We start from the raw sequence: 15,954 nt of genomic DNA on the forward strand, positions 1-15,954 counted from the left end.
ATCGAAACCATGTCAGAAAATTATTTGCTTTCGCCAAACAGTGCTCCTCACAGCGATGTAGAGGACATTAAACGCAAAAGCGATTACTTGCGGGGAAGTCTGACGGAAACGCTGGAAGACAGGATTTCTGGGTCCATCCCTGAGGATGATAACCGCTTGATGAAATTTCATGGCAGCTACATGCAGGATGACCGGGATCTTCGTAATGAACGGAGCAAACAGAAGCTGGAGCCAGCCTATCAATTCATGGTGCGCGTGCGTGCCGCTGGCGGCGTTGTCACACCAGAGCAATGGCTCATGATGGACGATATCGCCCAGCAGTTTGCCAATGGAACGATTCGTCTGACGACTCGTCAGTCTTTCCAACTGCATGGCGTGATTAAGTGGAATATGAAGCAGGTGATTCAAGAAGTAAACGAAGCCTTGTTAAGTACACTGGCTGCTTGTGGGGACGTCAACCGCAACGTCATGTGCAATCCGAATCCGTACGAGTCGGAAGTTCATCAAGAGGTTTACGAATGGGCCAAAAAAATAAGCAATCATCTCGACCCCCGGACCCGCGCCTATCATGAAATCTGGCTGGATGAAGAAAAGGTTGTCGACAGTCGGGATGGGGTAGAGCAAGAACCGATCTATGGGCCTGTCTATTTACCGCGCAAGTTTAAGATCGGCATCGCCGTACCGCCTGCCAACGATGTTGACGTTTTTTCTCAGGATTTGGGCTTTATCGCCATTCATGAGGAAGGTCGACTGCTGGGCTTCAACGTTGCGGTCGGGGGCGGGATGGGAATGACCCACGGCGACCCCAAAACATATCCGCAGGTGGCGCGGGTGATCGGCTTCGTCACACCAGGGCAAGTATTGGATGTCGCTGAGAAAACGGTCATGATTCAGAGAGACTACGGAGATCGCGCGGTTCGGAAGCACGCTCGGTTCAAATATACGATCGACGACCGCGGTATCGAATGGTTTATTCATGAACTGGAGCAACGACTGGGCTGGGAGCTGGAGCAGGCACGCGCCTATCACTTCGAGCATAATGGCGATCGCTACGGCTGGGTGAAAGGGAGTGACGATAACTGGCATTTTACCCTTTTCATACAGAATGGACGTGTAAAAGACGAGGACAACTACCTCCTGAAGTCCGGTCTGCGGGAGATTGCCAAGGTGCATACAGGGGATTTCCGCCTGACGCCGAATCAGAATCTCCTCATTGGAAATGTCACCAGCGAAAAGAAGCCGGAAATTGAACAGATCATTCAAGCATACGGGCTCACCGATGGAACGACCTATTCTGCACTGCGGAGGAACTCCATGGCTTGTGTTTCGTTGCCGACTTGCGGACTCGCGATGGCTGAGGCAGAGCGTTATTTGCCAACACTGCTGGATGAGATCGAGCTGATCTTGGATGAGGCGGGTTTGCGCGATGAGGAGATCGTTATTCGCATGACAGGATGCCCAAATGGATGCGCAAGACCTGCACTGGCGGAAATCTCTTTTATTGGGAAGGCTGTCGGTAAATACAACATGTATTTGGGTGGCGGTTTCTCCGGTAATCGATTGAACAAGCTGTATCGCGAAAACATCGGGGAAGCAGAAATACTGAATGAACTGCGACCGATCTTAAATCGGTATGCGAAGGAACGTGAGGAGGGCGAACATTTCGGAGATTTCGTCATTCGGGCAGGGTATGTGAAAGAAGTCAGATCGGGACTCGATTTTCATGAGTAGTGAGGCATAGCAGTCAAATGAAATAAAAGAAGAGCCCGCGAAAATGTGGGCTCTTTGTTGCTTGCATGCTTTTTAGGCTTCTCGCAGTTGTTGAATTACTTCCACAGCGAACTGCTCTGTAAACCGGATGTGTCCATTTTCCTGTACGATCCGGCCTTCCTTCTTGCGATGGTCCAGCCATTCGGTAATCCATCCCGGGGCGTACCCGCCTTGCCCGAATTCTCCGCCAAAGGCGATCATTTTCTCATAGACAGCTAGGTACTGTTCTTGAGTGGTACCGGGATATGACTTTGTGTATAGCCAAAACTGCACATCGTACATCAGATACGAGAGTACATCCGCATGAAAAGAAAAATAGCCTTTTTCCTCTACAATCCGTGTACAAATGCTGCGTATTTTCTGATCGATTAGTTCCACTTCTGATACGGGCGTGCATAGCTCTTCCAGCAAGGAAGAAAACTTCCCGTGGGCTACTTTGTAAAGAGCGGCTTCCTTGTCCTCCTCGGAGGTATCGTATTCTTCTTCGCTCACCAAGCCCCTGATAAACGCCTCGAAATTTTCAGCCAGGAAAGTAATTTCATAATCGCTTTCCTGATCGACGTGGATGACTTCAGGTTCGCCGTCTCTCCCGCAAGCACGGTAATCTAGCATCACAACGTCATGTCCAGCAGAAGGACAATCGCAGATGACGACTCCAATGTCGGGATATCCCCAGTCTTCAATCATAAATTGACTGCCGAGATCCCCACAGAGCGAATAGCTTTTCTCTCGGCCAATGCCTAGAATGCCCGTAATGGCAATATGATCCTCAGCCCAGGAGGTAGGGTCTTCTGTTGGAAAGCACGTGTTTTTCGGAATGCCGCCATTCTGCTGCTTCATTAGTGCAAGATAGGAGGCAGGGAGCTTGTATCCCAGCTCTTCCTCGATCGATGCGATCAGTTCATCCGTGGGTGGCTCGGAAAGATAGGCCTTTTTCGCGTACTCGCTGTCGTCCCAAAAGTCTTCCAATGACATATTCGAAAAAGGGACTTCCTCCGATGCTGAACCCTTAACAGCCGCTACCCTTTTGGCAGCCATACGAAGCTCTTGTCTTTGCTGTTTCTCCGCTTTTTGCAAACTCCATCTTAGCCATGATTCGGTATTCTGATTACCGGTTTCTAGCTTGTCAGAAGTACGGAATGCCTGTGACGCCTCTTCATATCTTTTCAAATGATAGTGAGCAAAACCTACCCGAAAATGCCAGACTGGATCTTGTTGACCTGCTTCAGCAATTTTCTTCAATTGGTCGAGCGCCTCATCATAAAGTCCCAAGTTGTTATAAGCTCTGCCCAGTCGGCTGACCGCCTCATAGTCTCGTTCCTCCTCGGGAACGGTTAACAGCAGGTCCACAATTCGCTGGTGTTCGTCTTCTTCATGCCAGCGATTCAATTGTTCGATAAGTGTCTGGTCCATTGCAACCTCCTAAACGATTCTTTTTCGTAGATGTTAGCCACGCGGAGCTACCACCATCTACCAAACGATTATGTATTCATATAAGATTAATGTATTTCGTATTGTTTGTGCACATCTGATTTAGAAGGGGTTAAACATTGAGGGGGCGTACAAGTTGAGTAAGTTGGATATCCATGACGTATGGTTCGATTTTGCCGCAGCCTTTGTGCAGAAAAAGAATGCTTCGGGCTGGAACACACTGACCTCACAGGAACAAGAGATTGCCGCCTTGTGGCTGTTGGAAGCGGATGTATATAACGGCGGGTTTTTGCAGTTTTTTTGCAACTGGGGAGAAGAGGCATATATCTATGCGGTACGGGCCTTACAAGCCATTGGGGCAGTACATGCACTCGAAATCATCCAATCCGGCTATGCCTGCATCGAGCATTTATCGGAAGACAATCGCCTCACCCAACTCTGGGATATTCCACAGTTTCTTACCGAGGAAGAGGCAGAACGGCTGGATAAGCTTGATCAGAGCTTTTGGGAAGACCAGGATCGTATTGCTGAAGTGGCACATCAATATTACGTACAGCAGTTGGGAATACCCACCCCATCATAAGGAGAAGTGGGTGGGTACGATCAAAGAGACTTCGATACTTATTCGACGACAGCACTATCTCCATCTGACTGGAGCATATGCAGCAGCTCTTGAATAGCGGGAGCGAGCTTATCGTTCCCTTCCATAATCGCGGTGAAAACGGGAATGGCATCCTTTAGCAGCAAATAACTAAAAGAAAAATAGCTGTAAAAGGCTTCCTGCTCATAGCCCCGCGGCTTCTCTTCTTCCCACCATAATTCATCGTCTTCCTCGTCCTCTGGCCACAAGTACTTTTCGTCCAATAGCTCGTTCATGGTCTCAACCGCATTTTGTGAACCCATTTCGTCCACGTTTATAGCGGAAGCGACAGCCGAGTACAACTCCATTTCCTGCGAAGAGACCTGCTCTGGCTTCTGTTTGGCCAGCTCCTGCAAGAGTATCAGCAGCACCCACGGCGTCGTCTGCCACAAGGTGCTTTGATGCTCGATTAGATTGGCCAATTCCTCATATTGCCTGGACTCTATTAGCCGCGGAATGTCCGTCCCTCTGCCAAAGGCTGTCGTCAAACGCTGCCACGGAATGTTGATGGTCAGGTGGGTCAAAGAGTTCATCTCCATCTCTCCTTAGTTGTGGGATTTTACTAATTTTTCCATGAGTGCAGCGAAATTTATATGGTAAGCGCCTCACTGGTAACAACAAACCAAATCCTAAACCTCTGCAAGAAACGAAGGTAAGGCCTTGGTTTTTCCGTATTTTTCAGGCACTGTTTGCGGAATCCTCCCTTTTTTACCAACATTAAATAGTTATTAATCCTCTAATTATAATAGATAATTGAATCAATAAATAATTTCTATGATATAGTTATAGTTGTGAAAGGTAAGATGTTTTCGTAGCGTCTTGCAACGGGGCAAGGAGCTACTACTTCTTTTTTACAAAAACAGTAGATAAGGAAGGGTAATATGAGCTCCATACAGCAAAAAACAGACGTTATTTTGATTGGTGCAGGGGTCATGAGCGCAACTCTGGGAGCATTACTGAAAGAATTGGCACCGGAGTTGGAAATCAAAGTTTTTGAGAAACTCGCAAAAGCAGGCGAAGAAAGCTCTAACGAATGGAATAATGCGGGTACTGGCCACGCGGCACTCTGTGAGCTGAACTATACATCCGAGAAAGCTGACGGATCTATAGATATTAGCAAAGCGATTAAAATCAATGAACATTTTCATCTGTCCAGACAATTCTGGGCTTACCTTGTAAAAAACAATCTCATCCAAAATCCGCAAGACTTTATCATGCCGATACCTCATATGAGTATGGTACAAGGCGAAAAGAATGTAAGCTTTTTGAAAAAACGTTTTGAGGCGCTGGCAAACAATCCTCTCTTTCAAGGGATGGAATACTCCGATGACCCTGAAAAACTGAAGGAATGGATTCCGCTCATCATGGAAGGCCGCGCATCGAATGAACCAATAGCTGCAACCAAAATCGACTCTGGTACGGATGTCAATTTTGGTGCTTTGACACGTATGTTGTTTGATTACCTGAAGACGAAAGACGTCGCGATTAACTACAACCATGCTGTTGAGGATATCAAACGTACGAGCGACGGCATGTGGAAATTGAAAGTGTACAATATGGCTACCGGTAACATCGAAGACCATATTGCCAAATTCGTCTTTATCGGCGGTGGCGGCGGAAGCTTGCACTTGCTCCAAAAAACCGGTATTCCAGAGTCCAAACATATTGGCGGTTTCCCGGTAAGCGGATTGTTCATGGTTTGTAAAAATCAGGAAGTGGTAGAGCAGCACCATGCAAAAGTGTACGGTAAAGCAAAGGTCGGCGCTCCTCCAATGTCGGTACCGCATCTGGATACCAGATACATCGACAATAAGAAATCCTTGCTGTTTGGACCTTTTGCGGGATTCTCGCCAAAGTTCTTAAAAACAGGTTCCAATATGGATTTGATCACTTCCGTAAAACCGAACAACGTCATCACGATGTTGGCGGCAGGCGTAAAAGAAATGGCATTGACCAAATACTTGATCGAGCAAGTTATGTTATCGCATGAAAAGCGCATGGAAGAACTACGGGAGTTCATTCCGAATGCGAAAAGCGAAGAGTGGGATATCGTGGTAGCCGGTCAACGCGTGCAAGTTATCAAGGATACACCAGCAGGAAAAGGTACCCTTCAATTTGGTACTGAAGTGGTTAGTGCCGCTGATGGCTCCGTAGCTGCATTGCTCGGCGCATCTCCAGGTGCTTCTACAGCTGTTCAGGTTATGCTTGAGGTATTAGAAAAATGCTTCCCACAACGTATGGCAGAGTGGGAACCGAAAATCAAAGAAATGATTCCTTCTTATGGCGTGTCACTCTTGCAAAACCAAGAGCTTCTTCAAGAGATTCAACGTTCGACAGACGAGGCGCTTGGTCTCGTTGAAAAAGAACTGGCTTATAGTTAATTAGTTAATAGCAATCTTTTGGAACCTTTGATCCGTTTTTGGATTGAAGGTTCTTTTTGATTTCGCAGAGTAGAAGTGGGGGAGATGAAGGAAGAAGGCTCCGCCACACACCATGACGGAGCCTTCCATTATCTATGAGGCGTCATACCAAACTACTCTACTTCCGCTTCCAACGTCACTTTCACCTTCACAGTCTCCGTCACCGACTCATCTTCCTTAGAAGTAATCGTCACATACAGCGTAACGGTCTCTTCCCCTTCGGCAGGCAGCTCCTTCAGAATCCCCTCGTCATCGATAAGCGCCTCATCAGAGCTCTTTGTCACCTGATAAGTCACATCAGCGCTTTCTTCCGGCAGGGCAAGCACTGGCTGATCCAGCTCTGTGGTGTTCGCAATCTCAATCTCGAATTGCTCTATGGCTTCCTCAACTACCTTGGACAAGACCGCGTTTTTATTCGATGCTTTAATCATGAAGGATTTCCAAGCCTCGTATTCTTTTACAATCTGTTCGCCCTTCGGCTTGCTTTGGTCAACACTTCGACCGACGAGCTTCAGCTTGTATTTGCCTGGATCGAGCTTCTTCGCTACTTGGCTACCATCGTAGTAAGTACCATCGAGATTAGAGAAGGTGATAGGGCCCGGTGCAATCAGCGCGTAATTGTTGAACACGGATGCAAGCGTACCGACGTATTTATCGTCCATGTCCCATGCTTCAACAGAGATCTGGTTCACGTCTTTAGCTTGCAGCTCGGCTTCGAGTGTGAACGAATCCTCCTCGCCATCGCCATCAGGCGTGATTGTTGTATCGGACAGCTTCAGGTTATCGAAACCGAAGTTGGTATCCTCACGCTTGTCTCCCACGTGTACAGCAAACGGCAGGCGCAGGTCAGGGTTGCCTTTCGCTTTCAGCAAGACTTCCCCTTCATACACGCCGTCTTTTGCATCGGAGTCAACGGACAGGTTGAGCTCAAATGTGGTCGCATCACCTTTTTTAGCGGAGATGGAATCGTCGGAGATTTCCACATCGATGTCATCGACATCTGGCGTTTTGGAGCCTGGCTTGTACGGATCTGTCGTGACCGACGGATGCATGATCACTTCTGCTTCATAAGAAACTTCTTTCTTGGACAGGTTTTTCAGTTGGAGCGTTTTCGTGACAGTATTGCTGCCAGCCTTCAGCAAGCCAAAGGAAACGTTGTCCGCATAATACGGAATGGTCTTCGGCTCAAAATCTTCACCCAAAATGGTGAGCTGCTCTACCGTTGTCAGAACAGCAGGTGTTTTCGATGCAGCGTAGCCGTTTACGCGGCCTGCACCTTGGGAGTACACATCGTACAGTGTGCCGTCTGGGCTATACAGCGGTTTTGAGGTGTTCGCAAGTGCTGCCTTGATATCGGCAGGCGTCCAATCTGGATGTGCCTGTTTCAACAGCAGGGCGAGACCGGAAACGTGCGGAGCCGCCATACTTGTACCGTTTAGACGAGCGTACGCCTTGTCGTACTTGGCGTCAGGGATCAGCTTGCTCCAAGATGGATAACTGGACAGAACGGCCACACCTGGCGCAGCCAGATTCGGCTTGATGCTGTAATCGTCACCCATGATTGGACCACGTGAGCTAAATCCGGCAATGCGGTCGCCAGGATCATTTGTGCTTGGGTAGTTTCCTGAGAACGTAAACGTCAATGTTTTCGCTTTCTCAGGGTCAGCCAGCAACTCTTTCGCCAGTGTCCGGCCTTCCAGACCCTTCATATCAAAGGTAGGGATCGCTTCGATCTGGTCACCCAGGATCGTGTTGACATAGCCCTCGCGATCGGCGATATCCAGGTCAGCTACGCCATCCCCGTCGGCGTCGTTACCGTTAAAGACCACGATAGCGACAGCACCAGCTTTTCGGGCGTTTTCGATTTTTTCCGTGAAGCCAAGGGTACCACGAGAAACGAGAGCGACTTTGCCTCTTACATTTGCTTTTTCAAAATCGCTGCGAGAGCCAAGGTTGGCATAGACGACTGGCAGCGGTTTGGTTCCGATGATGGAGGAGAAGTTATCCTTTCTGACCTGCCATGCCATCACAGGGAATTCGTAATTGGCTCCGAAGGACGAGGTTGCTGAGCTGTCATATTGCACGGTAGGAGAGTCTACCGCTGCAACTGTGATCGGCAGCCTCGCTCCAGAAGGTGATCCCGCGGTGTAATAATGTCTGCCGCGTTCATCGTCGGCGGAGTTCCCGCCCGATACAACCGTGATCACACCAGACAGTACCGCGTTATTCACAGCGATGGCATCCGGGGAGTCAGAGTTCTTCTCCATAGCGGCGCCAAGCGACAGGTTAATGACGTCCATGCCGTCTTTCACCGCTTTTTCGATACCGTCGATGACCTGAGCGGAGCTACCGCCGCCTCGGCCCAATACGCGGTAGACGTAGAGGTCTGCACCGTGGGCAACCCCTTTTACCTGTACATCTGAGGTCCTGTTTTTGGCGCGTCCTACGATGGTGCCGGAGACGTGAGTTCCATGGCTGGAGCCTTCATATCCTTTTCCATCGCGGTCATCCTCCACAGGAATTGGCGCTTCTTCATAAGGGTCTTTGTCATTGTCGAAGGAGTCATATCCGCCTTTATAGGCATCCTTGAGATCAGGGTGCTTGTAATCGACACCCGTATCGATGACGCCGACCTTCAATCCTTTCCCTGTCAGACCATCCTTCCACATATCGAGAACGCCAATTTGTTGGAGAGGGGCTTGATCCCATTTGGTGGCCGATGCTTTCTCGCTAACGGCATCAATTTCGGGAAGCTCATAATACGTATTTTGATAAATGCGCTTCACCTGTGGCAGTTCAGCCAGCTCTTCCAACTCGTCGGCTGACACCGTTACTTCCATCCCGTTGAATACATGCTCAAACTTGCGCTTTACCTTCAGTTTGACCTTGTTGTCTTTTGCTTCATCGAGGAAGGAGGCTTGCTCATCCTCTACTTTCGCTCGCAATGATCTAACGGAAGATTCTGAACCTTCGCTGTGTTTAGCTGTGATCGAAGGCTCACTTTGCAGCTCAATAATGACACTGACGTTTTTGCTGGAACTGGTGTTCAGCAGAGGGGAGATTTTCGAGATTTCGGAGCCAATCTCTACTTCCGCGTTGGTATATTCGTTTACTTTCTCCCAATCCCGTTCGCTAAACTCCGCCGCTGCCAGTGCATTGTAAGGAAGGCCACTCAGCATGAGTGATGCTGCAAGCGTAAGAGAAGCGAGAGTACGCATCTTCTTCATCAGTCCACTCTCCTTAAAAAATTATGTATAAGACGATTTGCATAAGTATTTCTCTTCTCGTAAAACTACTCCTTTTATTGGGAAAAAACTTTTTATCGAGCAGATTCGGCAAAAATAGACATAATTATCTGTATTTACAATCAAAAAAAGGAGAATAACGTAGGAGTTTGTTGTTTTTTGCCAATTAATTTTCTATATTTTTCATAAGACATAAGCGAGGAGAGGGTAATCGATGATCAAGTTGAAAGATATCGGAGCGTTCGAAGAGCTGCCAGAGATCGCGATGCATATTTATCAAGGAAATGTTCCTGCTTTGCAAGATGCTATTGCAGCAGGTTGGGATATAGAAGAGAGCTTCGTGCTTAGTAAATATACGACGATCAGCCCGTTGGATCTGGCACTTGTATCGGAGAAGCTAGAAGTTGTTAAGCTGCTGGTAGAGCACGGTGTCAATTTGAATGTGAAAAATAATCCCGCTTTTTTGATGGCCGTACGTTATTGCAAGGAAGAGATTGTTCGTTATGTTGCAGCGCAAGGCGCCAAGCTGGACATGCTCAATCAGGTGCGCTCAGGCGCTTATTCGCAGGCTTACTATGGCAACAAAAAGAACATCCCGCTCATTCAAGAGCTGGGACTGGATATAAGACTGCATGGCGGCGATGTATTGCGTAAAGCCGTGTCGGATCATGACCTTGCGACCACGGCTTATTTCCTCGATCATGGGGTGGACATCAATTATAACAAACCGAATATGGTGTATCCGTATCAAGCGACTCCATTAACAGTTGCCACACGCTTGGGGAATGTCGCCATGGTCAAGTATTTGGTTGAACGCGGTGCGGACGTTATGGTAGCGGAAAGGGGTGGCGAGCGGCCTTATACCATCGCGGTCAGCAATAAAAATGCGGAGTTGGCTGCGTATTTGAAATCGCTGGAACCTGCCGAGCTGCATGATGTGGAGAACAGGAAGTACGAGCTGCAAAAATATAAACTGACCGAAGAACTCATTGGCTTCCTTACCGGAGAAGAGCTGCGTCTTAAGCTGGCGGAAAATGAGTATGACATTGGGTATATCGACTTTTTCACATTGACCGATACGATTGAAATGAAAATCGGTCGGCAAAAGCTGCTGCGTTTGTCTGCCGAAATCGACAACTACTCCCATCTGCACCTTGTGTGGAATCCGAAGAAAAAAGGTAGCATCGGCTGCTATGATGAGGAGCATAAGGAGTATGCGGACTTGTGCAGTTTTACGGAATTTCTTGCGCAGCCGGAAGTGTACCTGATCAAGTTTATGGAAGGCGAATTAGATTCGATGTAAAAGGAAAGATCACACGGGCCCTCGATAATTCGGGGGCTTGACAGTAAAATTTATCCAATGATAAGATCGTGAGCAAGAAACGAAAGGAGGAGGATTCCAACATGTTCGCATACGTAACCAAGCATGAAACAAAACCATGTAGCGATAAAATCCAACTCCATAGGTGTGCCTTTTACGCGATTGCGTTGTTTAAGGGTGAGCCAGCTCCGTTTCCCATAGATTGCGGATAACGCTCCTGTGATAACCCAATAGCTTCAAGCGTAAAGGCTGCGATACCATGCTGCATTTTTTCATCCAGGAAGGAAGAAATGAGCATGAAAGCGGCTTTTTCTATTGGAAAATAAAGAACATACGTTCCTGTAAAACAAATAAAGGTGGTCTTCAATTGAGCAACACTCCGATTAAATATTTCATCAATCCGGAAGTAAAAGTAGAAAACAATGCGGTAGAGGAGCTTCATCGACTTTTAGAGGTGAATGAAACCATTGCAACGCTGCAAAAGCATTCCCCCGATTATTTTGACGATCAAGATGCTGGGGTTTTAGAGGTAGCCATTACACCCGACTTTCACAAAGGAAGCGGTATTCCTGTAGGCACGACGCTGTTTACGCGTGGGTTTGTGCTGCCGCAAGCGATTGGCAACGATATTAACTGCGGGATGCGTCTGTATGTTACGGATTTGCGCGAGGAGCAGATTCGCACAAATCTGGATGCGATTGAGCGGAATGTTCGCCATGTTTTTTTCGAAGGGGGCCGCAATATTCCCATGACGCGGCAGATGCGCGAGAAAATGTTCAAGGAAGGCCTGATCGGCATACTGGACAGCCACAAGGAAGCGAATGGCGAGGGGATTTGGCGTTATTACAACGAGAAGCAGCAGGAGCTGGATTTGAACCATGTCAATAAAATGGGGTCTTTTATCGCAGAATCGACGATTGGCCTCGATGATTTTCTCGGTCCTGCCGAGCTTTCCCGGGATGCACAAATCGGCTCACTTGGCGGAGGGAATCATTTTTTTGAGATTCAGGTGGTCAAAAAAGTGCATCAGGGCTCAATCGCCAGTCAGTGGGGGCTGAAGGAAGGGCAAGTCGTCCTGATGATTCATACCGGCTCTGTTTCCATTGGTTATAACAGCGGTGCATGGATCAAGGAGATGCTGAAAAAGATGTACCCGACTTCCTTGAAGCACCCGGATAACGGCATGTATCCACTGCCTCTTTCGGAGCGTTTCGAACCACAGTGGAGAATGTTTTGGAGTCTCCTGTACAATGCGGCGAACTTTGCGTTTGCCAATCGATTGATGCTCGGTCTGATGATGTACAAATCGATTTCCGATGTGTTGGGCGATTTTGAACACAGGCTGCTGTACGATGCGCCTCATAATTATTTGTGGGAGGAACAGTTGGAGCAGGTGGGCGGATTTTTGCATCGAAAAGGATCGTGTACGGCGAAATCGGCCGAGCAAATGATGGGTACGCCGTTTCAGTATACGGGTGAACCTGTGTTTATCCCCGGTTCTATGGGCTCGCACAGCTTTATTTTGGCGGGGCTTGGCAATCGGGATAGCTTGTTTAGCGCAAGCCATGGAGCTGGTCGTGCACTTTCTCGCGGCGATGCTGTGAAAGTGGACGATGACAGATTTCGCGAGTTTCTTGCCAACTTCCGTGTGATCAATCCGATTGACCCGAAGCGGGCGGACTTGCGTGGACGGAGCGATATTTTGAAGAAATGGGAAGAAGAGCTGAAAAAAGAGGCGCCGTATGCGTACAAGGATATTACCCCGGTGATTCAGTCGCATGTGGATCATGGGATGGCTGAGATTGTAGCCGAAGTGGCGCCGATTGCCACAGTGAAAGGGTAAGACAAGGAAGCCATTATTTGTAGACAGGAGCAACATGAGTAGACAGCAAGTGAGAATTCACTCGTGGTCAGGAGGAAGTTCATGTTCACGCGGCAATCGACTCCAGTAAACAACCAACACCCCCATGCGAATCATCATGAGGAGATAGGTAAAATCAATGCTTCCTCAATCATGCCCTTATTGTCCAAACAGTCTAGATCCAGTCAACGATCGATTCTACAATTGCAAAGCGTATACGGCAACCAGGCTGTCCTGCAACTCATGCGTGAGAGCAAGGAAAAAGGTTCCGGAGAAAAAAGGAAGCATACTGATACAAAAAGCTCTGATTCCAAGAAAATGGAAGAAAAGTCCGGCCAGTCCAAAAAGAAGGTCAAGCAGAATGAACAAGAGGACGATATCGGTTTAGAGAATCAAAATTCTACAGAAAGCATCGACGATTCGAATGAGGAAGCTGCCAACATAACGACGGGCAAGCTTCAATCGGTAGGTATGTCCGGAGCGGAGGACGAGGAGAAGATTCATTTCGATGAGTTTATTCAAGAAATTTTGCTGTTAAATGAATACATTCATACACTCATCCATGGCGGTCTGAATAAAGAAGAGTTGCAATGGTATCTGAAAAACGCATCTGAGCTGCGTACCTTTATTTTGACTACTCTGAATGGCTCTTCCAAGCTAAAGGATGCGAAAAACTACCGGAACTATCAGGGAATGTACGGGATTATCGATGATTATAATCCGATGTTACTAAAAGCCTCTTTCGTGTTAATGCAGGCAGAACAAACACTGGAAGCTATGAAGGACGACGATATCTCACCGCCGCTGGACGAACCCCATGACAAGGAAATGAGTGAGAAGGCAAAGGCAGGACAAACGATCATCAAAATTTGGAAAAAGCACCATGCATACGCCAACATTAGGAAAGGTGCCAAGTGGAAATCGGCGAAGCTCAAAGACGAGTTGGCGGCATACCGTCGGAAAACGTTGATAAAAATGAAGGCTTTGCGAGCGTATGACGATTTAGTGGAAACATTTAACAGTTTTACATGGATGGATTATACGGTTGTCGAGCCGTATTTGGAGCACGAGCTTGGGATTCCTAATCCCCGTTCACGCGGGTTTGACATCGATACGAAGGAGAAATGGAAGGAGTATGAGCTCTTATTGCGGGACGCTTTGAGCAAAGTAAGTAATGATCCTGACGATATAGCCGAACAGCTCGAGAGATATGCCGGTAAAAAGAAAAAGCATTACCTCTATCCACATGATCCGTACTTTACCCACCCCAAAAAGAAAGATAAGGACAAAGCCAATCCAATCAAGCTGCTTTCGGAGCGCAATATCCTCAAGCTGCACGAGCAACTCATCGACAATGCACAGAGGTATTTTGAAGCGAATCCTGAAGACCTGGAGTCGTATTTCAATAGAGGCGTGGGCTGTTTAATGGCAGACGAGAAGGAGCTGTTCTTGGCCGTATATGGGTTACCCTTTACCGTTAAGCACGCCACGCCCAACTTTCATCCCATAGCAAATGACGGCAGCTTGGACTCCTTTGCCGAGTACTCGAAGAAAAATCCCAATTGGAAATCGGAATTCAGTACGCCAGGGAATGTGGAAAAGCTCGGTAATCATGGATTTGTTTTTTTCCGTATAGACGTCGGCGACGAAAAAATTGAAACACGTTACGGCGGAACGCAAATTTCCGGTGATATGTCACTTATTGAGTATGATGGCTGGGTATCGATGTTCGACCAGCTCAAGCCCCTATCCTCTAAAACAATGATTAGCTACTATGACCACGAGGGTGCACTCATTCGGCAAGCAGAGATACCGCGAAAAGACAATACAAACCAATACAAGCAAATTTATAAGTATGGATATATTCCACAGACCGGGAAAAAACCTAAAACAACCTTCTCCAAGACGAACTTGAAGGCAAAAGGTTCAGAGCGACACGAGGATTTGGACAGAGAGACCAATTTTATGGATTACGTGTTTTACGGGCCAGAGATTCGGGAGGGCATTGCGCTCTCGCTTATACATGAGCTTCGGTATTTTGAAAGAAGCGGTTACCGTGATCACCTTCTTGAAGCATTCCATAACAAAACAGGTGAGGAACGTGTTCATTTTCTTAAGGAACTGATCGGCAAAACATTCCGGCCGGAAGGGAAGTATCCTGTCGCATTGCGATTTAATGAACACCCGATCTCTGACATGAGGGTACTAAATCCTGATGGGGACAAGAGATGGAATGCCGACGGTACAGCGAATGCGCCAGTCATGCAGCAAATTAAAATCATCCAGCGAAAAAAGTTTCTCGAAGAAGCAATGCCATTGGCCCGCAAAAATACGGCTGCTTACGCCAGACATATTCAAATGAACAAGAACAAACTGAAGGAAGCTGAAAAAGCCCAAAAAAAGAGTGATATCGAGACGTATCGTTCCAGGGTTTCGGATTACGAGCAAAAGTGGAAGATAAAACATGCGCTTTGGAAGCAGTATGAGAAGGATTTAAAAGAAGTGAACGAACAAATAGAACAGCTCAAAAAATCCGGGTCCCCTTATGTTGCCGCAGATAAGCCATCTGTCCACGTTACAGGGGAGATGGACAAGGAGCTTCAATTGGAAGATGAGTTTTTATTTGAGAGTAAATCGGTGCCGGAAGAGAAGGAAGTAGCCATGGATTTAGAAGTTCAGCCACCAGTCCGTGTTGAAGGAACGCGCAATCAATTTAAACGAGTGGGGGAAAGCTCGGCTTGCTCCGCTCATTCACTCATGGCGATTACCACGATCATGAGGGAAGGTCGGATGCTATCCACTAAGGAAATCGATCAAGTACTGAACAGCGGTGCAGAGTTGTACAAAGAAACAATCAGAGGAAGCGAAGGCATGCTACACAAAGGGAGCTATTTGAATCCATACGAAGCGCATCACGTACAGATCAGGGATCAGATTGAAATCGCTTTTCTCGAAAATCGGACTCTGAAGGCAACGGAATTTGCTACTTTCTTTGAAAATATCCTCTCAAACTCTGATGCTCCTAAAATTGGATATGCCATTGTCATCGGCAGTTATACGATTGCGGTAGTGAAGATTAATCATTCATTTATCGTTTTCGATTCACACGGATATGGCAATATCGAAAATGCATTCAACGTCAGTTTCACTGATCAGAAAAATCTGCTCGCATTCTTGACTAGAATGGTCACGAAACGGACCAAAGGGGATATTAGCATAAGTGCTTTTCAGTATGTTGGGGAGTGAGATTTTTTGGGAAAATAAAA

The 15,954-nt window shown here is 47.4% G+C and carries 10 protein-coding genes; 6 read left to right on the forward strand and 4 right to left on the reverse strand.

Features of this window, described 5'->3' with window-relative positions; translation table 11 throughout:
* Positions 1-9 precede the first annotated feature (9 nt).
* The gene (cysI, locus tag HP568_RS18905; RefSeq protein ID WP_173629912.1) at positions 10-1,731 is read left to right on the forward strand and encodes an assimilatory sulfite reductase (NADPH) hemoprotein subunit; all 1,722 of its coding nucleotides are present in this window, start codon (positions 10-12) and stop codon (positions 1,729-1,731) included.
* 72 nt (positions 1,732-1,803) lie between these two features.
* On the opposite strand, the gene HP568_RS18910 is transcribed toward cysI, so the two are convergent.
* Complete coding sequence (locus HP568_RS18910) at positions 1,804-3,183, reverse strand: SMI1/KNR4 family protein (RefSeq protein WP_173629913.1); 1,380 nt, start codon at positions 3,181-3,183, stop codon at positions 1,804-1,806.
* Positions 3,184-3,337: 154 nt separating this feature from the next.
* Between HP568_RS18910 and HP568_RS18915 the strand changes: the two genes are divergently transcribed.
* Positions 3,338-3,784 carry a DMP19 family protein gene (locus HP568_RS18915; RefSeq protein WP_173629914.1) on the forward strand — a complete coding sequence of 149 codons (447 nt, stop codon included), beginning with the start codon at positions 3,338-3,340 and terminating at the stop codon, positions 3,782-3,784.
* Between the two features lie 38 nt (positions 3,785-3,822).
* Here the strand turns inward: HP568_RS18915 and HP568_RS18920 are convergent, their stop codons facing one another.
* The gene (locus tag HP568_RS18920) at positions 3,823-4,374 is read right to left on the reverse strand and encodes a hypothetical protein (RefSeq protein ID WP_173629915.1); all 552 of its coding nucleotides are present in this window, start codon (positions 4,372-4,374) and stop codon (positions 3,823-3,825) included.
* A gap of 348 nt (positions 4,375-4,722) precedes the next feature.
* Between HP568_RS18920 and HP568_RS18925 the strand changes: the two genes are divergently transcribed.
* Positions 4,723-6,222, forward strand: a complete 1,500-nt coding sequence (locus tag HP568_RS18925) for a malate:quinone oxidoreductase (protein WP_048035422.1) — start codon at positions 4,723-4,725, stop codon at positions 6,220-6,222.
* A gap of 152 nt (positions 6,223-6,374) precedes the next feature.
* Here the strand turns inward: HP568_RS18925 and HP568_RS18930 are convergent, their stop codons facing one another.
* Positions 6,375-9,488, reverse strand: a complete 3,114-nt coding sequence (locus HP568_RS18930) for a S8 family serine peptidase (protein WP_173629916.1) — start codon at positions 9,486-9,488, stop codon at positions 6,375-6,377.
* 232 nt (positions 9,489-9,720) lie between these two features.
* On the opposite strand from HP568_RS18930, the gene HP568_RS18935 reads away from it, so the two are divergent.
* A complete protein-coding gene (locus HP568_RS18935) occupies positions 9,721-10,809 on the forward strand; it encodes an ankyrin repeat domain-containing protein (protein ID WP_173629917.1) in 1,089 nt (362 codons plus the stop codon).
* 172 nt (positions 10,810-10,981) lie between these two features.
* Here the strand turns inward: HP568_RS18935 and HP568_RS18940 are convergent, their stop codons facing one another.
* Positions 10,982-11,125, reverse strand: a complete 144-nt coding sequence (locus HP568_RS18940) for a hypothetical protein (RefSeq protein ID WP_173629918.1) — start codon at positions 11,123-11,125, stop codon at positions 10,982-10,984.
* A 69-nt stretch (positions 11,126-11,194) separates the two neighbouring features.
* On the opposite strand from HP568_RS18940, the gene HP568_RS18945 reads away from it, so the two are divergent.
* Together HP568_RS18945 and HP568_RS18950 are read left to right on the forward strand one after the other, a co-directional pair.
* A complete protein-coding gene (locus tag HP568_RS18945; protein ID WP_173629919.1) occupies positions 11,195-12,670 on the forward strand; it encodes an RtcB family protein in 1,476 nt (491 codons plus the stop codon).
* Between the two features lie 81 nt (positions 12,671-12,751).
* Entirely contained in the window at positions 12,752-15,934 is a 3,183-nt protein-coding gene (locus tag HP568_RS18950; RefSeq protein WP_173629920.1) for a hypothetical protein, read from the forward strand.
* Positions 15,935-15,954 lie beyond the last annotated feature (20 nt).

It is taken from the genome of Brevibacillus sp. MS2.2 (assembly GCF_013284345.1).
In the GTDB taxonomy this organism is placed as follows: domain Bacteria; phylum Bacillota; class Bacilli; order Brevibacillales; family Brevibacillaceae; genus Brevibacillus; species Brevibacillus brevis_C.